Below are 22,715 nucleotides of genomic sequence, written 5' to 3'. Positions count from 1 at the left end.
AATCATAACGTTATGGCTATAAAAAGTTTTCAAGGAGCTCGTAAGCAGCAAAATGCTAATGAACCTACGCAATTAAAAGTAAAGGATTATATGAGTACAAAACTCATAACGTTTAGACCAGAGCAAACCGTACAAGAGGTGGTTGAAGCTTTAATTAGAAATAAGATTTCTGGTGGTCCGGTGGTTAATGATAAACAAGAATTAATTGGTATTATTTCTGAAGGAGATTGTTTAAAACAGCTTAGTGAAAGTCGGTATTATAATATGCCTTTAGCCCACGATAATGTGGAGTTACGTATGGTAAGAGATGTTGAAACTATTGACGGTAATATGGATGTGTTTGATGCAGCAAATAAGTTTTTAAAATCTAAAAGGCGTCGTTTTCCAATTGTAGAAAATGGAAAACTAATAGGGCAAATTAGCCAAAAGGATATTTTGATTGCAGCACTAGAATTGAAAGGCGAGAATTGGAATAGTACTACGAAAAGAGGGTCTTAATCATCGCGCTTTACCAATGCATAATAATCTCCTTCGAGAGGTAAATAGCCTTGGTCATACACAAAATAATAGATTGTGCCAGCTTTGGTTGTATAGGTGCTTGTAAAATAATTAAAATCGAAGCCTTTCTCTACTAATTTTGCTCTAGAGCATTTCATTTTTTTATTGGGATTGAGTGCTTCTAAAATTCTGTAGTTTTTTCTTAAGCGGTTATTAGTGTTTCTAATTAAATTTTTAGAATCTTTATTAAGACGGTTATTCTGCGTATTTCTACAGCCATCGCTACAGTATTTTTTATCTATTCTGCCAACGATGACGTCACCACACTCTGGACACTTTTTCCGCATAACTTTAAATTAAGTACTTACAATATACTAAATTATAATGTTATAAAGAACTGGTAATGATAACGGTATTGGTGTTGTTTACTTTTTCGTAAATGTCTACTTTAAAGACTTTTGTTTTAAGGTAACTTACGATACCTTTAACTTTGCCCAATTCTGATTCTTTCACAGAAGCATTAAAAAGCAACGATCCTTTTGAAGATTTTGAGTTGAGCACTTGGTCCCAAAACGTAGGACTTAAAAATTTATCTGGAACAGAAAGATCTATATAAAGATCGATTATAATTAGGTCAAATAATTTAGTGTTTGCTTCAATAAAATGAAAGGCATCTGCACAATGAATTTTAAGATGTTCGTTTTCTATAATCCCAAATTCTGATTTGGCAATGTCTATAATTACAGGATCTAATTCTACGGCTTCAATAATGTTGGTATAGTTAAAATCGGTTCTAAGGGTTTTAATAACGCTTCCGCCTCCCATGCCTAAAATTAAGATTGAATTGACTTTGGAAAGTTCAATTTTATCTAATCCATATTTTAAAATGCGTTGTAAAGAACCATAACTGTAATTGGCGTTTTCTGAATTGAGATGTTTTTTACCATTGTACCACGTTATTTCTAGCTTACCGCTGTACTTAGAATCAATGGTTTTTGTAACAGGATAAATGTAACTGAGCAATTGCTTCATAGTTACTAAAGGTAGTTTATTTCGTTGCTTTGCTATAAGCTAGGCGTCTTTATTTTTATTGTATTTGGTGTAGTTTATGTTTTTCTTTTCTAGAATGGCATAAAACTTTCGTGGAGAGATTTTTAAGTCTTTAGTAACCTCACTTACTTTCTTCTGTCCTTTTTTATAGAGTTTTAAATTCTCATTTACTTTTTTGTTGAAGTAATAATCTTTCAGTTTATCAACAACTTGTAATGCTGTTAAATTAGATTCACTAGCATAGTTTTCTATTTCTGCTTTTATGTTTGATAAATTCTTTTTCATGGGTACGATTTTAGTCACTTTGCAATCGGTTATGGAATGCTTTAATGAACACTAAATTAAAAAATATATATTAATTCTGCGGATTTACTAAGACTTAGAAAGCTTGTAATTGCCTAAGAATTTGATATAAAGATTGTTGGCTGTTATGTTTGTTAATTTAACATCCAATTTATTAAGTTTTTAGTGTCTATAATGGCCCAACTATGTGGATGTCTATCTCCATTAGAGCGATAGCCTTTGTCCGTTGTAGGTATATACGTGACATCTTTAAATTGCGATGTTTGCAATGCTTCCGAAAGCTTTTTGATATAGTAAGCGTTTAAGTCCTCGTATTTTGCCATGGTATTTTCTTTCCACCAAAGCGTATCGGGTTCTGTATACAATCTAATTTTTGTGTTTTTTAAGTTTTTAATAGTGTTGATGTTATTCGTTTTAGAAGTAAAAATAGCATACTCCTCATAACCTGAGATACTGTCTTTTGGATTGCCAAATTTTGCACCTAGAGTTTCCAGCAACCATGTACTTTCCTGTACTGCTGAATTTGAAAAATTACGTTCTATGTTTTTCTGAGCAGTGTTATATAATGCGACCAAATCAATAGGGGAATCAACTATAAAAACACCTTTTGGAATGATATTAGATTGTTGATTTGTCATAAAATCACTAATTAAAAGTGCCATATTCCCTCCACTCGAAAACCCACCGATGTAAACATTATCGGTTGGTAATATATTCACTTTAAAAATATCCTGAAGCTGTTCTGATAATTGCGATAATTCATCCTGCTCTAGCCAAATTTTTTGGCTATAATTCATATACAGAACAGAAATGTTATGGTTTTCTGCGTTTTCAAGTATTTTAAATTCGCGTTTTATGTCTTTAGCACTTTCAGGAAAACCACCAAAAAGGACTAATACTCCATTGGAGTTTTTAGAAGATTTATGTAATTCGTAGTCCTCATTTATAATGTCTTCAAATGTAATTTCTGTAACGGGTTCTTTCTTTTCATGTTCCGTATTTTTACAAGAAATAGAAATACTCGCAATGATTAATAGTGCTAAAATTTTCTTTACGTTTAACATTGTGTCGTTTATGTATGATAAATTATGCTCTTAAGCTCCAAATTTCGTGTATGGGATCGCCTTTGCTCGAAAATCCGGTGTGAATCCACTGTCCATCTCTAAGTTTAAAATTGAATTCTAAAGATATGCCCACTTTAGAATCGTCTTTTGAAAAGAACTCTATATTTTCTGTGTAGACTCCGTCTATGGTGGTGTATGTTCCGCCTCCTGTGCCCATAAATTGTTTGGTTTCGGTGTTGTAAGCAATCCATTGAAAACGCGTGCCAGACAATATTTTCATCGTTTTTCTTGGTTTGCTAGTGTCACGTGTTTCTGTTTTGCCATCTCTAACTCTACCAGACATTAGCCAAGCTCCTTGCAGTTTTCCTGGAGTGCCATTATCTATTTTATTATATTTTAACTCACTATCAGGGATTTCTAATGTATTATCGGTAACACTAATTTTAAAGCTTACTTCAGTGCCAACGACTTCAGAATTATCGGTGTTGAATTCCGTTTTTTCGGTCATCATATCTCCGTCTAATTTCCATGTTCCACCGTTGCTATGAATAAACTCTCCGGTGGTAGCATTATATATTGTTAGTACTTGATAGCCCTCAGTAAAAATAACCACGCTTTTTAATTGGTCTCCATTTTCTGAAGTGGTGTAGCTTTCCCAAGCTCCAATTATACCTTGAGCTTCAATTCCAAAGGTCATTAAAATGCAAAGGATTGATCCTATTATTTTTTTCATGATTTCGTAGTTTATGTCGTGCTAAGAACAGCTTGTCTAAGCTGCTTAAATAACGAGGTTCTTTCTTTTTAAGAGTCTCTGAACTGCTCATTAAGAAAGCTAACAGTTGTGCATTAAATTTAGTGAATAAAAACCAAATAGAAAATCAACGATATGCTAAGTAAGCGTGTTTAATGATTCTTGTTTTTTTAGACTAATCTATTACCGAAAAATCAAGGCTCTAAATTTCTGAAAAAGGCCTTGTTTTTTTTCGGGTAATACGGTGCTGTCATATTCAAATTCAGTGGTCCAATCTAGTCGCAATGCCGAAAACCCATCAAAGCATTCAACAGGTAGTAAATCAAAAGCTTTTAGTGTCATTAAAAACCGCTCCAAACCTCCAAAAGGAAAGTTTCCTGTAGAGAATTCAATAATAGAAAGATCCTTAGTCGGATTTTGAAGCTTATTTAGATCGACTTCAAATCCGTATTCTAAATAATTTAGTATGGCATTTGAGTCTGATTCACTAAGTGGCTCAACGTTATTACTATCTTGTTTATGGTAGCTTTCTAAATAAACACTAGCGTAATTTGGTATGAGTTTCTGGAACCTCATAAAGTCTAATTTATCGCGTTCGCAATAATCGAGAAGTGTCTCGATGGCATCTTCAGATTCTTGAGCCGTCATATGATCCCAATCAAATTCTGGAGGTTCGTCATCCTCAATTACAAAATTGGGCTGCCTTACCATAACCATATGATCATAGAGTTTTTGAAAATCTCGATACTTAGAAGCGTCTTGTATTTTGAATTTGATATATAGCATTTAATAACTGATAACTATGGCTTTTTGATTGTAAGATACGTTAGTTGATTTAATAGTAATAAACGTTAGACTATCATTTTTAAATTCTTTAGAAACCCTTAAACTGAATTTTCCATTTAGGTTCGAAATTGTTCCTTTGTTTTTATGTAAAACACCAATATTTACAAATTCAATTGGATTATTACTTTCAGAATCTAAAATAGTTCCTGTCATAACAATGTCTTGTAAAAATGACTGAAAATTAAGTAGTTGAATTAAAATTAGGATACAAATATTGTGTTTCATTTTGTGCTTTCAGTTTATGCCTAACGCTTTTAGATATGGATTGTAGCGTATTGAAGCATCTAATTTAGGAAATACAAATCGAATGGTTGCTGAGTGTCTCGAACTGATGCCAGCAATTTTGTAAGTAGGCAAGAACTAGCGATACATTATATATAGTGATGTGTTTTCGTTATTTAGTCGTAGTAATCCAGTTATTAATTTTATTTTCTAGAAGTGCAAGTGGAATACAACCGGTTTCGAGAACTTGTGTATGAAACTCACGGATATCAAAAGCATCACCCAATTGTTCTTCTGCTTTTGCTCTCAATTCTCTAATTTTTAGTTGTCCTATTTTATAAGATAAGGCTTGTCCTGGGTTGGCCATGTAACGCTCAATTTCGGAGGTAATACTAGCTTCAGACTCAGCTTCATTATCTAACGAATATTGTATAGCTTTTTCTCTAGACCAACCTTTAGAATGGATGCCTGTATCTACGACTAATCTTATTGCTCTGTGCATTTCCATGCCTAACATTCCAAAATATTGATAAGGATCTGTGTATAAGCCTAATTCTTTACCTAAACTTTCGGTGTAAAGCGCCCAACCTTCACCATAAGCACTATACCATAACGACTTTCTAAATTCTGGTAAGTCCTCGTTTTCTATAGTTAAAGATATTTGATAATGGTGTCCTGGTATAGCTTCATGTAAAAATAAAGCTTCATCAGAAAACACATTATAAGCAGAAGCGTCTATTATAGGCACATAAAAAACACCGGGTCTTGTACCATCTGCAGATCCAGGATTATATTCTGCGCTTGCTGAAGCTTCTCTAAATTTTTCTGTTTGTTTTACTATAAATGCTGCTTTCGGCTTATTCGCAAAAAGTTCATTTAATTGTGGTTTCATTTTGTTGTGAATGGTATTAAAATTAGCAATCACTTCTTCTGGAGTTGTATAAGGCATCAACGCTTTATTAGATCTCACAGCATTAAAAAATGCTTTAAGATCTCCTTCAAAACCAACTTGCTCCTTTACTTTTTCCATTTCGGCTAAAATTCTAGCCACTTCTTTTAAACCTAGTTCATGAATCTCATCAGCCGTCATGTTTGTTGTTGTGTAAAATTTAATGGCATGGTCATAATAGGCTTTACCATTAGGAATATCAGAAATACCACTGCTTTCTAGTCCTGCATCTAAATAATCAGATTTTAAATAGTATGCCATAGATTTAAATGACGGTATAAGCTTATCTAATATTAGTTTAGAATAAGCTTCAGTTAGTCGTTCTTTCTCTTCAGATGAAAAACTATCTGGTAAAGTCATTACTGGAGAAAAGAATAAGTGTTCCGAAAGGTCGGTAATGCCTTCAGCTGAAGTGTTGACTTTAGTGAGCGCTTCAAACTGTGGGATCACTTTTTTTATCAACGATTTTGGCAATACGTAACCTTCTGCAACACCTTCTTTCATGCGTTTTTCTGCTGTTTCCAGCCAAACGTTATAGTGTTCTAATCGTTTTAGCCAATCCTCGTGATTTTTAACGGTTTTAAAAGGTTGTGCGCTTGTGCCAGTAGCCCATTGTGTCATTACTAAATTAACAGACCACATCTGGTTAATAGGCATATATAAGTCATTTTTAAAACTAGATTGTGCCAATGCCATTTCGCAATCCCACTCCATAACTCCTTTGCTCATTTGTTCACTTTCTGTAAGATCGGCATCTTTAAATTCTTTTAATTGAGATGCATAAGACGAATAAAAATCATGCCAGTCCTTCCGGAAGTCATCAGATAAATAATTAGGAAAGGCAGCATCGAAGCGACCATCTCCAATAAACGTGGCTTCAATTGGATTCAGCTTCAATTTTCCTTCGCTGTAATTCGCTAACATTGCGGTGAAATCTGAATTTTTAGTAGTAATAATATCTTTTTTTACGTCCTCTTTACACGAGACGAATACTAATGCGACCGTTAAACAGATGGTGAGAAGTTTTTTCATTTTTGGTTGGTTTTGGTGTATAAGTTACACTTCTAAATTGGATTTTTATTGATTTGAATGAAAAGTTGATAGCTTTTAATTAAATATGATGCGTTACGTTATTAAATAGAATTTATAATTTTATGTCTTGATGGTGAGGTGTTTGGGTGTGGGTAGTTGCGTATTGAAGCACCTGATTTAGCACATGCAAACCTAATAGTCGCTGAGTGTCGTAGACTAGTAATTAAAATCTAAAATATTTTTTTAAGTAGGTTAGAACTAATTATTAATTTATACCGGGTTATAGCACGTTTCTTGTTTTCTAATGTTATTTATTGAAAACATATTTTATCCCATTTGCATAAGCCATAGGATATGCATTTTCATAATCACTTTCTGTATATTCAATTGACTCAAAGTCTAGCCAATGGTAATTGGCGTCTTTAATGAGGTTAATTAGTTTGGTACATTGTACTTGGTCATTAGTTGTTGAAAAAGACAAATGAAGTTTTTTATTTGATTCCTTTTTGGGAACTCCATCCTTTTCGATTAAGTCCATAAGAGCCGATGTATATTTTGGTGATGGGTCTGTTGCAATAAAATTATTAAACACAGAAGTGTCTTCATTTTCAATAAATAACGTCATAAGAACTATACCCGATTCACTTCCTCTACCTATTAATGTTTTAGAAGTGTTTTTAGTGAATTTAGTATCAACATAAGAAGCCATGTTTTTAAAAATCTCATAATGCTCTTTAAATGTTTCTGGTTCAGCATTAAAATTAGGAATATTTTCTAAACTAACGACCAATGCTTCAAATCCCTCAACCTGATTTACAGCATCAATTACCTTTTCAAATTCATCAGTAGCAAGTTTAAAATGCTGTTCTGCAAAATCTATTAAATAGATAACAGGCAGATTTTTATTGGAAGGGTATGAGGCTGGTAAATATATTTTTCCATTTGTTTTTTTACCATGTGATAAAAACGTGAAAGTTTCAATGCTTGAAACCGCTTCTGTTTTATGAGTTTTAGCAAAAACGTTATCGCTGCTTGAAAATGAAACCGTACCAAATGTGATTAATACCGAGATTATTCCAAACTTTATTTTTGATTTCATATCTATGTATATGATTGGTTAATAGCTTTTTAAAAGATGCAAATTATATTTTAAAAGCGTTGTTTTGTAATGTGCCGCGACGTATTTCTTTAGTTTGTAAAAGTTATTGCTTGGCTCCTTCCCAAATTCCATTCATATTTACACTTGTATTATTCCAAGTGCCACTAGCTGTTGACTCGTCCATTGTTCCTTCAAATGTTGCACCGCTACTTGCGTTTCCAACGGTTACACTCAAATTTCCATTGTCTTCTACATTTCCATTAACATCAAAAGTTTGATTAAACACATTAGAAGTTGAGATTCCCGTAATAGCACCAGTATTATCTACTGGCATAATCCAAGTGCCGTTATCTTGATTTCCTGTGTAGGTTCCATTCCAGTATCCTTGAAATTTTGATGTTTAATTTCTATTGTCTTCAGAACTAAACGATAACAACATGAGAATAATTAGAATAAAAGTAATTTTCGAAGCTATTTTCATCTTTTTAAATGTTTATATAACATTGAAGAAGAAAAAATATGTTATCATATTTTAAATAGTATTGGTGCAATCTTCTGTTTTTGTGTTGGTTATAATGACATCTAACCTGCTTGTGCACGGTTAGTTGACTTGGCTATTAACTAAGTTAGTAAAAGAAAACGAACCAACGGAAATTTTGAGGTAAAGCACAAAAGGTTCATAAATTTTACTTGTTTATTGCCACAGTACTTTGTTGTATGCAGTTTTTTTATTCAATTATTAAATTTGGTAGTAAAAAATATAGTCCAATTATAAATCCAATTAAAATTGATAAATTCAATATTGCTTTTTTTATTCCGTATTTATTGAATTTTATTAATCCTTGAAATATTATTTTAATAGAAAATAACCAACTTAAAAACAAAATAAAATATCTTAGGTAAATGTTGTTGTAATTCCCGATTTCATATTCAGTTTTTTTCAATATTCCAATAATAATTAACCCAATAATTATTGGAAAATATGAATAAGCAAAAAGAGAAAAAATTTCAACAAAATTGCTTTTTCCATTAATCCATTTTCCTACCTTATAAAGAATATAAGAAAAGATAAGTCCAATTATGATAGAGAATAAAATGGACATTCCAAACTCAAGTAAATTTAGAAAAAAACCTTTCTCATTTGTCTGTTCGTCAAAATCAAATATAAATTTAACTATTCCGTAAACACTAAAAATTAAAAGACTTTTCCTATATAAATCATCTTCAAATTCTTCATCTAAAACATTTAGACCTTTTTTGGTCGAAATTAATGTTAATAATAATGATTTCATATCGGTTCGTTAAATGTCTTGTCCTGAAATACGGCTACAGGTTAAAATTAAATTAAGCTGATAATTTATATACCATATTTGGTGTTTTATAGTCTAAAGATAAATGTAATCTTATTTCGTTGTATAAATTAATTGCATTTTTTGCAGCTCTTTTAGCGTGTGCTACGTTATCAAAGGTCTGGTCGAGATAAAACTCGTCTTTTAAGATACCGTTTACACGCTCAGCCATGGCATTTTCGTAACAATGATTTTCTTCAGTCATACTAATATCTATCTTTTTTCTCTTTAGTATTTGCGTGTATTGATTGCTACAATACTGTATACCTCTGTCTGAATGATGAATAAGTTGTTTAATGTTTTTGGCTTGATATATGGCCTTATTTAGGGCTCTTACACACCCTTTTAGTTCCAAACTATCACTAAGATCATAACCAACAATTTTCCTAGAATACATATCTGTTATTAAGGCTAGATAACAAAACCCTTTTACGGTTCTGATGTATGTAATATCAGATACCCAAACTTGATTAGGTCGGGTTATTTCAAGGTCTTTTATAATGTTGTTATACTTATAAAAGCGATGATACGAGTTAGTAGTTCTGGCACTGGTTTTCTTTCTAAGTGTTAGCATATTATGTTTTCTAAGGACATTAAATAGCGTATCTCTACCAACTTTAATGTTGGCTTTTGTAAAACCATCATCTAATGATTTTATGAGTTTACGTACGCCTTCTCTAGGAAGGGATTTACGTTTTTTACTGACTATGTTTATAATCTGTTGTTCTAGATTTAAACGCTTATCAGCTCTAGATTTGTATTTATAATACGCATCACGTTTAAGTCCAAAACAACTTGCTATAGTAGATAAAGAAGCAAATCCCTTAGCTCTATTTCTAGTTTTAATAAAAGCTAGATATTGAGTTTTTTTTTAAGTTGCTGAATATTTTTATATCCTAATTTTTCTGCAGCTACTTCAAGATAAGATTCCTCTACCATTGCATCCAGATCCTTTTTAAGCAGTAGCTTTTTAAGTTTTTCATTCTCTTTTTGCAATGCTTTGATTCTAGATATTTCGTCTTTCGTTTCCACTTTTACTCTGGTGTTCATTAAGTCTTTACGATTATACTTTTTAATCCACTCATTGACTGTAGTAGGTGCAATAGAGTAGAGTTTACAAAGTTCGCTCTTTGTGTGTTTTCCGGTTGTAAGTTCCGCTAAAATTTTCAGTTTAAATGGTTCTGAATACCGTCTGATTACTTTGTCATTTTTGTACATAATTGTGTTAATTTATGTAGCCTTTATTCAGGACGGGTCAAAATTACATTCAACGGTTTTGTGTATGGTTAGTTGCGTGGTTAAGCAACTAATTTAGCAAATAAATCACAGATAGAATATTCCGCAGGAATGTTCGTAAGTAGTCTTAAAACCAGCAATTAATTATACATGGTGTTGTAAGTAGTTATTTTTCCTCAACGTAATATTCCAATTGTTCTCCGCCAAAACATTCATTAATTCCAGTTGAGTAGCCTTGTTTAAAAAGTAAATGCGCAATCATTACCTGTTCTTTTTCATTATCCGCAAAATAACTCCATTCGTTTTTGTTCGAAATGTTATTAGCAATAGAGTCAAAATTTATTCGGTCAGAATATTTTATAAGTTCTGATTGAGAGTATTCAATTCTGTTCAAAAATTTATGCTTGTCATAGTTTTCCACTTTAAAAGTTCGTTTTTTATTCCGCTTTACTTTTCGGACAGCTTTAAATTCATTCTCTATGTCAAAATTCCATTCGTCCATCATAGTCGATACTAATTCAAATCCTGTGAGGCAGATTTCAGTAGATTTTCCATTTGATTTATCTTGGATGTTAACTACTAAATAATTTTGATAAGTACTGCCATAATTGTCCAGAGCTTTACAATAATTCTCATACAACTGATTGTCATTTCCAAAGTCGGAGTATGATACTAATGAGAATATGATAATCAGCAGTTTCTTCATAATTACTTACAAAACATAAATATACGCAATATATTAATTCTTTCAATATCAAAACAAAACCCACTATAATGGCATCTATATACGACTTACCACAAATTAAAAATTAAAAAAATGGAAATTAAAAATAAAGAATTCTGGACACCAAAAGAAGTTTTAACAACCTTGTTGGACGTGGTAGAAAAAGAAAAATTTAACGATAGTAATGCATCAAATCATCTATTGATTCTATCAGTAGCCTTGTCCAAATCACACCTTGATCGTTTTGGACACGAAAGTAAATTTTATCAAGATTTACATCACTTATGTCAAACCCATATTTCCGATCAGAAAGAAGCTCTTGAAAAAGCAAAAGACCGTTAAATTCAATAATCCTAAAGTCAACTTTTGTAAAGTTTCCATCCTTTATTTTTATCATTACCAAGTCTTTATCCAATGACAATGGAGGAAGTATGTGTTGAACTCCATTTTCTACGTTCCATCTTGAATAGTTGTATTCTAAATCGGTTTCCTTAAAGTGATTCATATTTTAGCGTGGGATAAATTTATCTTACTAATCTACAAATTACTTTCTTAACGCATAAAAGACAATCCTAAAATAGTGGTAACAAATAAGAATATTACCAAAGCAATATCACCTTTATCCCAATTGTCTTTACCTATATTAGAATACTTATCCAGGTCTTTACCGCTTTTGAAAGACGTAACGTCTGTAATTGTGTTGTGTTCTGCGCTGTAGTGAACCTCTACAAAGAATTTATCAATAGCGTAGCAGTTAATTTTAACGTCTTTAGTTATGTAGTTATCTAAAAACATACCAACCCCCAGACAGTAGCCTGTTTCTCTTCTAATGATAGTTTATTGAAGTCGTATAATGTCATTCTCTGTATAAAAGATTGATTTCAAAATATTAACTGGTGTTATTAACAATATTTAAAAAGTTATTAACAATTAGCACTAAGAGATAAACTAAGAGAAAATACCTCTTTTTTTTACAGACCTCTTACGTACTCTATAACACGGCTCTTTTAGTGCGTAGCATTATGCTATTAAATTACAGTAATATATTTATATAGCCTACGTATTTCGGTTGTTAGCACTCTTTATATAAAATTAATTAAGAAAAATATTTATATCTTTGGTAAATCAAAAAAACCTCCTAGCGACAAAACTGAAGGTTTTTTGAAATTTATCATTTATAATAAAAAAGTAAGGGGGCTGTCTGGCGATGTTACGGAGTTCCTATTCTTAAACAGAGGGTTCGATACCCTCCAGCTCCACTTTTTTATTATATCAAATATACAAAAATATATAGTTATGACAAACAACAAGTATCAAATTGCAATCGAAGCCCTTAAAGAAAGAGAGCAAGAGCTTAATAAAGAGCTTGAAAGTTTAAGAATTAGTATTAACTCGCTATTAAACTCTTCTTCATATTCTGGAACATTATTTGACAATATTTCTATGGTTAATGAATCTAATAATGAATCTAATAATGAGTTTAGTAAATCTTCGAAGGTTATTTCAAATAAAAAATCCTCAAACAGTAAGAAATCTTTTAAGCCTGAATTTAATATTAATTCAACTGTGTTGGATATCATAAACAGAAATGAAAGATTCATGCATTTTAGAGAAATCGCAAGTGTTATGATTAAGGAAAAAGGTATAGAAGATATAGACTCTTCAAATTTAGCTAGAGAACTATCTATTAAAACATTGAGTGTTAAGAAAAAAGGTCTTCTTGTTAAATATAAATTTGGCAATGAAGCTAGAAATACTTTTTGGGGCAAAAAAGATTGGTTAGATAGAAATGGTGGTATTATTAAGGGTTTTGAATATAATACTAACTACATAAGTGGCAATTATAATCCCGATAATTGTTCGGAAAAAGAACTATATGGATAAAAAAAAAGCACCTCAAAAGGTGCTTATACTAAAAGGCTTCCTCATTTGGAAGTATCAGACTATCCGTTAAAAGTGTGCCGTCTTCCATCTGGATAGGGCTTCTAACTTAAAGTCGGAATTGGGAGTTAGTTTTCACGGACGCTCCCTTTTTTCATTTTACAAATCTACAAAAGTTTTTGCAAATGGTATTTTACACCATCTTTGTTTACAATTTCTATATAATCTAAATTCTTAAATTTTCTATAGTAATAGTCGTAATTCCTCGAGTTACTATCAAAATCATTTAATTTTTCTACAAACGATTTTAAATTAGTATCAAAGAACTCAACTTTATTATTGAGTATCAACGCATATAAACTTTTCAAGTCTCTAATCACAGTACAAATATATAATAAATCACAATATAGTACGTAAATAATTGCATAAATATTTGTAATTGCAAAATAATACGTATATATTTGTATATCTAATAACCGTTACTATGAATTTTAAATCACTTCCACAGCTTTTAGATCACTTCAAAGAAGAAAGTACCTGTAAAGAGTATTACGAGACTATTCGTTGGAACGGCGATGTTGCGTGTCCTCATTGTGGGTGTGTTAAAGCGTACAGAACGAAAAGAGGTTTTAGATGTAGTGATAAGGATTGTAAAAAGGATTTCACGGTAACAACTGGAACTATATTCCATAATTCAAATATTCCTTTAAGAATTTGGTTTGCAGCGATTTTCTTAGCTACAACGCACAAGAAAGGTATTAGTTCGGTTCAATTGGCTTTAGACTTGGGAATTACTCAAAAATCAGCTTGGCACGTTTTACACCGCATTAGAGAAATGCTGAAAGAAAAGTCTCCGCAAATGTTGGGAGAGAGTAAAACGATAGAAACCGATGCTACATATATCGGCGGAAAAGAACGCAACAAGCATTACAATAAAAGACGTTCACAGGAAGATAAGAACCTTACAAATGAGGGTAAAGCGTATAAGCCTAAAAAAGTTATTATAGGTATTATCGAGCGTAACGGTAAAGTTGCTTTGAGACACGTAAGCGGAGAGACTACGCAGAATATGGTAGATTTTGTGACGACACACGTTCCACAGGATGCGACTATCTATTCTGATGAAGCCCCTGCATATAATCAACTAAAGCGATTCTATACACATGACAATGTTAAACATGCTCTTAATATTTATGTTGAAGGTAATGTTCATACTAATACGATTGAGGGGTTTTGGTCAGTTTTAAAGCGTGGTTTATATGGTGTTTACCACCAAGTAAGCGAAAAGCATTTAGAACGTTATTTGGATGAATATAGCGCACGTTTTAATACTAGAGCGTTGACAAGTCAAGAGAAGTTTGAGAAGTTTTTAGTTGATAGTGAGAGTGTGTTGAGCTATAAAAGATTAACCTATAGCAACATATGTAAATCAATATAAATGCAATATTTACGTAAGCTTTAACATTGTATTTCGACGAATAAGCAACTATTTTTAGCGTAATTTATATAAAATAATGTATAATTGCATATGACTTTGGTACAAGTTTTGTACTTTTGCACCATAAAAGAACCTTATTTACATTATTAATAACGTTTATTTTATAACACTCAACAAAATGACCACGAAATTAATTACAGATTATCTTGACAGCAATAATATTGCCTATAAGGTAGACGAAAACCCATCACCTGCAAAGGTTAATAGGATTCAAAAAGCTCTCTCTAGAAAGAGAGACTTAATGAATCTAGCTGTTAGCGCATATAAACAGGTAAGAGGGGCTTAATGATTGTAGTTACAAGGGAAAATATTTATGGACTAGATGTTTTTAGGTTCATGAGTTCCACTCACACACCATACCAATTAGTTTTTGATGATTCAGTAAGCATGAAGCACACTGAGGTTTCATTGGTGAATTTATTAGGTAAAAGTGACTCTATTTATTGTAAATCATTAAGAAGTGCCGTAAGCAGTATTATCATCAATTATATCATTGAAAAAAAAGGTACATTATTTTTTGATTTTAAATTAAATGGTAAAGCAGGAATGTCTTTATTTAAAAAATTTGTGCGTTGGTCAAATTTAGAACCACGAGTTTCTGTGGACGTTGAAATAACCCCTTATGAAGGATCTCATTATATAGAGTTTAGACTTAAACTTAACAAGGCTTATATAAAATCAATAAAAGTCATTTAGAGATGAGTAAACAAGAAACAAATCCAGTCAAAAAGGAAAGCTTAAAAATAAAAGGCACATTAGACGACGTTCTAAAAGTGTCTGTTCCTAAACCTAAACAGGATAAGGATAAAAAGTAGCATCGATTTTGGTCGTAAGTCAAGATTAAGCCAAACGGTAAATATTGACAAGTGCTAACACGATCATTGAAATGTAAGATTTTAATTTGATTTTTGAATCGGCAGGATGCCTAAGTAGCTATACTGACTCGCTAGTATTGCATTACTTAAATTAATTAACTTACATACTTCACATTAAAAAAAGCGATTTTCTTCGCTATTATAATTTCTTAGTAATCTTGTGGTAAATTGTATATAGGTGCCACTATAATCAGTCATTATCCATTTACAAGCGATAACAAATAATTACAAACGTATGTAAGTAGGTAACTACCGAATAATATTTGGAAGCTATCACATCTTTGCAATGTCGAAACATTAGAACTCGATAGTATTAACTGTTTAACCATTAAATTTAGAAATTATGAACACACTTAAAAACAAAGTACAGTTGATTGGTAACTTAGGACAAGACCCAGAAATCACCAATTTTGAATCCGGAAAAATCTTAGCAAAATTCTCTATCGCCACTAATGATAGTTATAAAAATGCACAAGGCGAAAAGATCACAGACACACAGTGGCACAATGTAGTTGCTTGGGGAAAAACAGCACAGATTATTGAGAAATATATTACCAAAGGCAAAGAAGTGGCCATAGAAGGGAAGTTAACATCGCGATCTTGGGAAGATAAAGATGGTATAAAGCGCTACACTACAGAAGTGGTTTGTAATGAGCTTTTAATGTTAGGAAAATAATTAGATTTATTTATAGATAAAACGAAAAAGAGCAACCCAATAGGTTGCTTTTTTTTTAATTTAAAATAGACCACTTAAGTGAAATCTATTCTACTGTAAGTGTGTATTGAGGTGTGTGATTTAAAGGACAGAAATACACGTATTCTCCCTTAGCCAATGTGGTTACATTACTAGATTCTTTAGTGTTGTTTTCTACAGCTTTAGTAACATAAGCCGTTTTAATATGATTTTCTGGTTTAGAAGCATCTTTTCCTTTAGGAACCAATACAAAACCAACTTGTAGACCAACATTATTATTGGCAATTTCAAAAATATAATCGCCTTCTGTTAAGGTTAATTCCGTTTGTGTAAATACCCCTTTTGTTTGTTCTAAAGACACTGTTGTTGCTTTAGTGGTCATTGCGTCTTGTGCATTTCCTGTTAAAGTAAAGGTTAATGCGATCGCGATAATGGCTACAATTGTTTTCATCTTTTTTAAATTTTATGGATTATGATTATTAATTAAATAGTTTCTAATTCTAAAGGTTGCGCAACAGGAAAATCTACTGGTACTTGCGTTGTGCTGTGAACATAGTTAGAGATGGTTTTATCGCCAACTAAAGAAATGGTATCTATTAAATTTCCTTTTGTATAACCAGCATTAAAGTAGTTTTCTAAGACGTCTTGGTCTGTTTTACCTCTGTTCTCTGTGATGTTTTTAGCCAATTTTGCCAACGCATCAAACTTGTCATTTACAGTAGAATAACCAGCTCTTAATTCTAAGATTTGTGCATCTGTAAAGCCGTTCATTTTTCCAATGGCTGTATGTGCTGAAAGACAATAAATACAATCGTTTACTTGACTAACAGCAAGATTCACAACTTCTTTTTCTTTAGCGGATAATGAGGTTTTTGCATTGGCAAATGCTAAGTAGTTTTCTAAAGCAGTGTCACTATTGGCATAGGTTGCATATAAGTTAGGTACAAAACCTAATGCCTTATTTAGGTTATCGAATATGGCTTGGTTATTAGCGCTAACGTCTTCTCTTTTTAAAATATTAAATGTGCTCATGTTTTTTGTTTTTTTATTCTGATTAGATACAGAATTATTATTAGTAATTGTTACGATTTTTTTGTTGGTACAAAGTTGGGATATATCTCAGTGCTAAAGAATGCTTGTTATTCCCTTTGTCATGTCATTATTTCCCTTGTTGTTAATTTAGATTATAAATGGCTTTTCGGCATCACAATAGTAATCGTGAATATGTTTATGCTCACAATGCGTTTCTGCGTTAATGGTTTTTACTATTTTTTTTGGACTGTTTGTAAGTATCTCTATGAGATTGAATATGGATTTGATTTTTAGTGTCATCTTGTTATTGTTTTAATATTACAATGCAAAGATGCGTGGTAAGTGGGTGCTTTAAAATGAAGAATTTGCCCTATGGCATGTCAATTTTTCCTAACTAGAGGTATTTAAACGTTTTTTATAGTCTGTAGGTGACATTGAAGTACTTTTTTTGAACAAACGACTTAAGTGAGACGCGTCTTCAAAACCAATATCGTAAGCAATTTCTTTTGCTGTTTTATCGGTATAGACTAATTGACGTTGTGTTTCTAAAACAATACGATTATGTATGATTTGTAATGGACTTCTGTTGAGTTTTGCAAAATTATTAGATAAGGTTTTGGGTGATCTAAATAGTTTTTCGGCATAAAACGCGACACTGTGTTCTGTTTTAAAATGTTGTTCTACCAAGAAATTAAACTCACGTAATAAATCTACTTTAGAACTCTTAGGAGATTCTGTAATACCTTCTTTAGCCTTTAACAAGCGTGTGCTCTTTATAATAAACCGAGCCATTAACATTCTGAGCATTTCGGCTTGTATGTTGTCTTCAGTTTCTAATTCGTCTATAAAGACCTCATGAAGCGTGTTGTACTTCTGTTGCTCTGTATGATCTAAATGAATAATTGGAATATTAGTATTGCCAAAAAAGAGAATACCAACACAACTTACTTCTTGGTCGTGATCTTTAATACAATAAAATTCACTGTTAAATTGATAAATGATGACGTCCTTTCCTCCGTTGTATTGAAGATATTGAATAGGGGTTAATGCTAATATGCTATGAGGTGGTACCGTAAACGGAACGCTGTCAATAGTTAAATCGATAGCTTCAGTTTTTGCCCAAATAAAGGTGTATAACTCACATTGTTTCGCCTTTTTAAAGGAAAGCAAATCAGTTTCATTTCCAATATTAAAAATAGCGTTTGTAGAAAATTCTTTAAAAGTGTGAGTCATAGCTACTAAGTCTAATAAGTAGCCGAAAAATTACAAACCGAAAAAATTATATATGAAGCGTTCTGGATAAAGTATAAAAAAGGCACCAGAGTTTTAGACTAACACTTAAAGGTTCTGATGCCTAATTTTAATAAACGTATGATTTTATAAATAGCAGAAGTTTAAAAAATACATACAAGTAAATCATATAAATTATAAGTCACTGTTTTTAACAGTTAACAGCCAACAACTACTGCGCACTCCAACCTCCATCTAAAACAAAAGAGGTACCTGTGATAGTCGTTGAGCTGTCTTTAGCTAATAGAATGGCCATGTCTGCAATGGCTTCGACTGGGACAAATTGTTTAACGGCTTGTTTTTTTAGCATTACTTTTTCTACAACCTCGTCTTCCGTCATATTATGTGCCTTGGCTTGGTCTTTTATCTGACCAATAACTAAAGGTGTTTTTACATAACCAGGGCAAATAGCATTACAAGTAATATTAAAAGGAGCTCCTTCTAAAGCCATCACTTTGGTCATGCCAATAACGCCGTGTTTGGCGGTGACGTAGGCCGATTTAAATTCGGATGCTCTTAAGCCATGTACGGAAGACACATTAATGATTCTTCCAAAGTTTTGATTTTTCATGTGTTTCCAAGCAGCTTTTGAAGCGTAGAAAACAGCATTCATGTTTATGGCTATGATATTTTCGTATTTACTATTCGGAAAATCTTCAATAGGTGACACAAACTGAATACCTGCATTATTAACGAGTATATGTAAACTTCCAAAGGTGTTTATCGTTTCATTTACCAAATGTTCTATGGCGTCAGATTGCAATAAATTGGCATTAGAAAATCCGACGTTTATATTATGCTCTTGTGCTATATCATTAGCAATATCTTGTCCGTTGGCTTCCAAACCATGAAACATAATATTATAACCTTCTTTAGCAAATTTTTTGGCAATGCCTAAACCAATACCACTTGTGCTTCCTGTTATAAGTACGGTCTTATTCATGTGTTTATATCTATTGTTTTTTAATTGTCACATGGTACATCCATATAATGATTTCCTTTTGGTCTTAAAATCTAGTTATGGATGTTTTATGCTTCTAAAAATTTTTGAAGTTCTAAATTAAAAGCATCGGGCTGATCTAAAACCACTCCATGTCTAGAATTTTTAATTACAACTAAGCTTGCGTTTTGCATGCGATTGACGTAATCCTGTTTAAATGAAACTGGAGTGTAATCCATATCTGAAGCGATCACTAAAGTTGGGGTTTTAATGTCTTTTAGTTGGTCTCCCAAACCCCAATCCATTAAGGTGACAAACGATTTGTAATAGGCATTATAATCGTTGTTTTTGCAACGGGTTTCAAATGCGTTTCTTAAATCTATTTGATGATCTTCCGGAAACATATTAAAAGAAATCTCTTTCGATAAAATTTCTAAACCTTGAGTTTCTAAAAAATGGGTTCGGTTCTGTAAAAGGTCTTTTCCTATTTGGCCCATGGCATTAAAATCTGGTCCGCTATTTACAATCACTAAATTCTCTAAATATTCTGGGTGTTTTGCAGCCATTTCAAAAGCAATCGCACCACCCATTGAAAACCCAACTAGTGTGGCTTTTTTTATATTCAGTTGGTCTAAAAGTTGCTTAACATCTTCGGTCATTAATTTGACTCCGTACGCGTCTTTTGGTTTTGTAGATTCGCCATGACCTCTTAAATCTACAGTAATAACACGATGGGTTTTAGAAAAGAAAGGGACTTGTGCGTCCCAATCTTTTTTAGTGGATCCTAGGCCATGAAGCATTAAAAGGACTTGCCCTTTGCCGTGATCTTCATAATCTAGTTCTATGTCGTTAACTTGTCTTTTTAACATGTTTTAGAAACTTAGTTTACGGTTGCAGTCTTTTGTTTAAGACTGAATTGGTACTTTAATTCAAAAGAAACTAATGTTTCAATAATTGGAGAAGCAACAAACTCTCTGTTTTTAGCATTTAATAAGTTGGTGATGCTTAGTCCCATTGATAATTGGTCCGTTACATTATAGCCAGCATTTGCATCGATAGTAAAACCTCCTAGTTGTCCGTAATTCCAAGTTCTTCCTACACGTGCATTTTCTACAATTTCGTTAACACCATCTCCGTCTTGATCTTGTGTTTCTGCGGCAACATTTATACCGGAGAAGAAATCATATTTTTGAACGTATCTTCCATAGATAGCACTATAAAATTTTCCTTTGTTGTAGTGAAATCCTAAGCTAAACTTGTGGTTTGGTGTGTTTATTGGTAACTCACTTTCTAAAACTTGTCCGTCTAAATTTCCATCATTAGCAAGGTCATCTTTATCTAACTCACGACCAAAATAGGAATAGTTGAATGTGGTTCTAAAGCTATTACTGAAATAATAATTCAACCCTACATCAACTCCATAAGTATCTACACTTCCAAAGTTTAAATACGTTAATACAAACGATCCGTCAGAACCTTCTACAAGTTCGCCAATTGGTGTATCTCCAACATGTGTTACATTATTTCCATTTGCAGCATCTGCTACATTTACTAATGGACTTATAAAATTATCAGATTGGTTATAGTAAGCATTGGCATCGATAAATAATTTTTCAGATAACTGACCTTTATAGCCTATTTCGTAAGAATTAATGGTTTCTACATCTAATCTTCCAATTTTAGTACCATCAGTTAAAGTAAATCCTTCTCCGTTTCCTATTACCAAACCACCAAATAAGTTTCCTTTAAGGTTTAAGATAGAAGGTACAGCAATACCTTTTCCGTAAGTTGCTCTAAACGTTCCGTTGTTCAGTTTTTTCGTAATAGCTACTTTTGGGATAAAGTTAGAACCATATAATTCGTGATTATCAATTCGTCCTCCAAGCAAAAATCCCCATCCAGAATCGTCTAATTTGTACTCTAATTGTGTGTATATACCTGTTTGGTCTAAATCAATTCCGCCTTCATCAAAAAGATAAGTACCTTTAGAATCTGCCATGTCTAATTGGTATTGTGCGCCTAAGGTTACATAGAGATCATTCCAGTTATTATTGTACTGAGCTTCGGCATTAAAACGTTGTGAATCATCTTTGAAGAGTGCGCCTCTTTGAAGTGGGACACCAAAACCAGGACTTATTGGAAACCACTGTTCTGTAAATGAACGCTCTAACGCTTCAGCTTCTGAAAAGCCATTTTCTATAAACGATACATAGTTTTGTGTTCTTTGGTTCATTGCATACGTATCGTCGGTTTTACTCCACGTGTAATAGGTATTAGCAAAAAAGTGCTTTGATACAAATTTTAACTGTGCCACATCAATGGTCCAATCTTTTATCTGATTACGTCCGGCACTTGTAATACCAATGTTGTTACTCTTACTATGACCATAATATCCGATAAGCTCTGAGGCTTTTGTTGGTTTATAATATAAAGAAGCACCATATTTTGAAGATTCAAAATCACGATCTAAATCCAATTCTTTATACGCTTTTGTGCCTACGTAAACACTATCTGCATAATTGAATTCTTTTCCTTGTGAATGTTCAAAATGAAATTTATAAGCAAACTTATCGTTAATCACTTCCGCATGTCTTAAGCGCGTCGTAAAAACACTTTGGTTACCAAAACCTAAAGCAACCGTAGTTCCTTCAGATTGTCTTGGGTTTTTAGTAATTGTACTTACTAAACCGTTGTGTGCATTTGGTCCGTAAAGTGTTCCGTTAGGGCCTAATAATATTTCAACACGTGCAATGTCATCTTTGGTCACTGTAGAGAATGAGCCCATTGGCAAACCTGTTGCAATTAATGTAGATAATCTATCGTCTGTAACTTGTAAGTTTTTAGAATTAAAAGCAGAGTTAAACCCTCTAATGTTAATTCCTGTACCTAAGACACCACTTCTTACAAAATCAACTCCTTTTTGTCTAGAGGCTAATTCACCAATATTAAAACTCGGAAATTCTTCGATATCTCTAGCTGTAATAACGTTGACGGTTGCAGGTACATCTGTGATTTTTTGAGGTTGTTTGTTGGCTGTTAATACCACTTCATCTAAAAGACTGTTAGATTCATTTAAAGTAAGATTTAATGTGGTTGTATTACCACCTGTTACCGACACACTTGTGGTTGAGGTTCCGTATCCAACATAAGACACAGAAATATTGTATGTGCCTTCTGCAATGTTATCTAGCATAAATTTTCCATCGTAATCGGTAACGGTTCCTTTATCTAATGCCTTAATATATACGGTTGCACCAGATAGTGGCATACCGCTTTCTTCTGTAATTATTCCTTTAATGCTACCCGTTTCTTGAGCAGTAACGATAAAAGAACTAATGAGGGTTAGTAAAAAAAATAATTTTTTCATAATTCGTGACTATTG

General features: G+C 32.5%; 28 protein-coding genes. 6 read left to right on the top strand and 22 right to left on the bottom strand.

Features of this window, described 5'->3' with window-relative positions; genetic code table 11:
* The first annotated feature begins 12 nt into the window (after window positions 1-12).
* On the top strand, window positions 13-498 hold the full coding sequence (locus BLT80_RS01615) for a CBS domain-containing protein (RefSeq protein ID WP_092465840.1): 486 nt from the start codon (window positions 13-15) through the stop codon (window positions 496-498).
* Here the strand turns inward: BLT80_RS01615 and BLT80_RS01610 are convergent.
* From BLT80_RS01610 to BLT80_RS01545, 14 genes are all read right to left on the bottom strand, one after another.
* Window positions 495-845: a hypothetical protein gene (locus BLT80_RS01610; RefSeq protein WP_092465839.1), complete on the bottom strand. Its 351-nt coding sequence runs from the start codon at window positions 843-845 to the stop codon at window positions 495-497. The two genes, BLT80_RS01615 and BLT80_RS01610, sit on opposite strands and share 4 nt — an antisense overlap.
* A gap of 40 nt (window positions 846-885) precedes the next feature.
* A complete protein-coding gene (locus tag BLT80_RS01605) occupies window positions 886-1,530 on the bottom strand; it encodes a spermidine synthase (protein WP_092465838.1) in 645 nt (214 codons plus the stop codon).
* A 39-nt stretch (window positions 1,531-1,569) separates the two neighbouring features.
* The gene (locus tag BLT80_RS01600) at window positions 1,570-1,833 is read right to left on the bottom strand and encodes a hypothetical protein (protein ID WP_092465837.1); all 264 of its coding nucleotides are present in this window, start codon (window positions 1,831-1,833) and stop codon (window positions 1,570-1,572) included.
* 152 nt (window positions 1,834-1,985) lie between these two features.
* On the bottom strand, window positions 1,986-2,915 hold the full coding sequence (locus BLT80_RS01595) for a hypothetical protein (RefSeq protein WP_092465836.1): 930 nt from the start codon (window positions 2,913-2,915) through the stop codon (window positions 1,986-1,988).
* A 22-nt stretch (window positions 2,916-2,937) separates the two neighbouring features.
* Window positions 2,938-3,648: a DUF4488 domain-containing protein gene (locus tag BLT80_RS01590; RefSeq protein WP_092465835.1), complete on the bottom strand. Its 711-nt coding sequence runs from the start codon at window positions 3,646-3,648 to the stop codon at window positions 2,938-2,940.
* Between the two features lie 201 nt (window positions 3,649-3,849).
* A complete protein-coding gene (locus BLT80_RS01585; RefSeq protein ID WP_092465834.1) occupies window positions 3,850-4,452 on the bottom strand; it encodes a hypothetical protein in 603 nt (200 codons plus the stop codon).
* Entirely contained in the window at window positions 4,453-4,737 is a 285-nt protein-coding gene (locus BLT80_RS01580; protein WP_092465833.1) for a carboxypeptidase-like regulatory domain-containing protein, read from the bottom strand.
* A gap of 169 nt (window positions 4,738-4,906) precedes the next feature.
* On the bottom strand, window positions 4,907-6,715 hold the full coding sequence (locus BLT80_RS01575) for a DUF885 domain-containing protein (protein WP_092465832.1): 1,809 nt from the start codon (window positions 6,713-6,715) through the stop codon (window positions 4,907-4,909).
* A 307-nt stretch (window positions 6,716-7,022) separates the two neighbouring features.
* Window positions 7,023-7,814 (bottom strand): alpha/beta hydrolase, encoded by a 792-nt coding sequence (locus BLT80_RS01570; protein WP_092465831.1) that lies wholly within the window; start codon window positions 7,812-7,814, stop codon window positions 7,023-7,025.
* 103 nt (window positions 7,815-7,917) lie between these two features.
* On the bottom strand, window positions 7,918-8,148 hold the full coding sequence (locus BLT80_RS01565; protein ID WP_092465830.1) for a hypothetical protein: 231 nt from the start codon (window positions 8,146-8,148) through the stop codon (window positions 7,918-7,920).
* Between the two features lie 394 nt (window positions 8,149-8,542).
* The gene (locus BLT80_RS01560) at window positions 8,543-9,106 is read right to left on the bottom strand and encodes a YIP1 family protein (RefSeq protein ID WP_092465829.1); all 564 of its coding nucleotides are present in this window, start codon (window positions 9,104-9,106) and stop codon (window positions 8,543-8,545) included.
* A 52-nt stretch (window positions 9,107-9,158) separates the two neighbouring features.
* Window positions 9,159-10,010, bottom strand: a complete 852-nt coding sequence (locus BLT80_RS01555) for an IS3 family transposase (RefSeq protein WP_139180995.1) — start codon at window positions 10,008-10,010, stop codon at window positions 9,159-9,161.
* Window positions 10,011-10,015: 5 nt separating this feature from the next.
* Window positions 10,016-10,381: a transposase gene (locus BLT80_RS01550; RefSeq protein ID WP_092465827.1), complete on the bottom strand. Its 366-nt coding sequence runs from the start codon at window positions 10,379-10,381 to the stop codon at window positions 10,016-10,018.
* 184 nt (window positions 10,382-10,565) lie between these two features.
* On the bottom strand, window positions 10,566-11,105 hold the full coding sequence (locus tag BLT80_RS01545) for a hypothetical protein (protein WP_092465826.1): 540 nt from the start codon (window positions 11,103-11,105) through the stop codon (window positions 10,566-10,568).
* Between the two features lie 111 nt (window positions 11,106-11,216).
* On the opposite strand from BLT80_RS01545, the gene BLT80_RS19820 reads away from it, so the two are divergent.
* Window positions 11,217-11,465 carry a hypothetical protein gene (locus tag BLT80_RS19820; protein ID WP_139180994.1) on the top strand — a complete coding sequence of 83 codons (249 nt, stop codon included), beginning with the start codon at window positions 11,217-11,219 and terminating at the stop codon, window positions 11,463-11,465.
* A 210-nt stretch (window positions 11,466-11,675) separates the two neighbouring features.
* On the opposite strand, the gene BLT80_RS01535 is transcribed toward BLT80_RS19820, so the two are convergent.
* Window positions 11,676-11,918, bottom strand: coding sequence for a hypothetical protein (locus BLT80_RS01535; RefSeq protein ID WP_092465824.1), 243 nt, complete (start codon window positions 11,916-11,918; stop codon window positions 11,676-11,678).
* Between the two features lie 501 nt (window positions 11,919-12,419).
* Between BLT80_RS01535 and BLT80_RS01530 the strand changes: the two genes are divergently transcribed.
* The 4 genes from BLT80_RS01530 to BLT80_RS01510 all read left to right on the top strand — a co-directional run bounded on the left by BLT80_RS01530 (window position 12,420) and on the right by BLT80_RS01510 (window position 16,053).
* Window positions 12,420-13,007, top strand: a complete 588-nt coding sequence (locus BLT80_RS01530) for a hypothetical protein (RefSeq protein ID WP_092465823.1) — start codon at window positions 12,420-12,422, stop codon at window positions 13,005-13,007.
* Between the two features lie 481 nt (window positions 13,008-13,488).
* Window positions 13,489-14,442 carry an IS1595 family transposase gene (locus tag BLT80_RS01520; protein WP_092465821.1) on the top strand — a complete coding sequence of 318 codons (954 nt, stop codon included), beginning with the start codon at window positions 13,489-13,491 and terminating at the stop codon, window positions 14,440-14,442.
* Window positions 14,443-14,838: 396 nt separating this feature from the next.
* A complete protein-coding gene (locus BLT80_RS01515; protein ID WP_139180993.1) occupies window positions 14,839-15,198 on the top strand; it encodes a hypothetical protein in 360 nt (119 codons plus the stop codon).
* Window positions 15,199-15,720: 522 nt separating this feature from the next.
* Window positions 15,721-16,053 carry a single-stranded DNA-binding protein gene (locus BLT80_RS01510; RefSeq protein ID WP_092465819.1) on the top strand — a complete coding sequence of 111 codons (333 nt, stop codon included), beginning with the start codon at window positions 15,721-15,723 and terminating at the stop codon, window positions 16,051-16,053.
* A gap of 85 nt (window positions 16,054-16,138) precedes the next feature.
* Here BLT80_RS01510 and BLT80_RS01505 read toward each other — a convergent pair whose 3' ends face one another.
* The 7 genes from BLT80_RS01505 to BLT80_RS01480 form a co-directional block, all read right to left on the bottom strand.
* Window positions 16,139-16,522, bottom strand: coding sequence for a hypothetical protein (locus BLT80_RS01505; RefSeq protein ID WP_092465818.1), 384 nt, complete (start codon window positions 16,520-16,522; stop codon window positions 16,139-16,141).
* Between the two features lie 32 nt (window positions 16,523-16,554).
* On the bottom strand, window positions 16,555-17,103 hold the full coding sequence (locus BLT80_RS01500; protein ID WP_092465817.1) for a carboxymuconolactone decarboxylase family protein: 549 nt from the start codon (window positions 17,101-17,103) through the stop codon (window positions 16,555-16,557).
* A 147-nt stretch (window positions 17,104-17,250) separates the two neighbouring features.
* Complete coding sequence (locus BLT80_RS19960) at window positions 17,251-17,403, bottom strand: hypothetical protein (RefSeq protein ID WP_175455527.1); 153 nt, start codon at window positions 17,401-17,403, stop codon at window positions 17,251-17,253.
* Between the two features lie 90 nt (window positions 17,404-17,493).
* On the bottom strand, window positions 17,494-18,336 hold the full coding sequence (locus tag BLT80_RS01495; protein WP_092465816.1) for a helix-turn-helix domain-containing protein: 843 nt from the start codon (window positions 18,334-18,336) through the stop codon (window positions 17,494-17,496).
* A 229-nt stretch (window positions 18,337-18,565) separates the two neighbouring features.
* The gene (locus BLT80_RS01490) at window positions 18,566-19,336 is read right to left on the bottom strand and encodes a 3-hydroxybutyrate dehydrogenase (protein WP_092465815.1); all 771 of its coding nucleotides are present in this window, start codon (window positions 19,334-19,336) and stop codon (window positions 18,566-18,568) included.
* A gap of 86 nt (window positions 19,337-19,422) precedes the next feature.
* Entirely contained in the window at window positions 19,423-20,202 is a 780-nt protein-coding gene (locus BLT80_RS01485) for an alpha/beta fold hydrolase (RefSeq protein WP_092465814.1), read from the bottom strand.
* A gap of 11 nt (window positions 20,203-20,213) precedes the next feature.
* A complete protein-coding gene (locus tag BLT80_RS01480) occupies window positions 20,214-22,700 on the bottom strand; it encodes a TonB-dependent receptor (protein WP_092465813.1) in 2,487 nt (828 codons plus the stop codon).
* Window positions 22,701-22,715: the final 15 nt, after the last annotated feature.

It is taken from the genome of Winogradskyella thalassocola (assembly GCF_900099995.1).
In the GTDB taxonomy this organism is placed as follows: Bacteria; Bacteroidota; Bacteroidia; order Flavobacteriales; family Flavobacteriaceae; genus Winogradskyella; species Winogradskyella thalassocola.
Note: the sequence above shows the minus strand (reverse complement) of the source record. Positions and strands in the feature narration are given on the sequence as shown.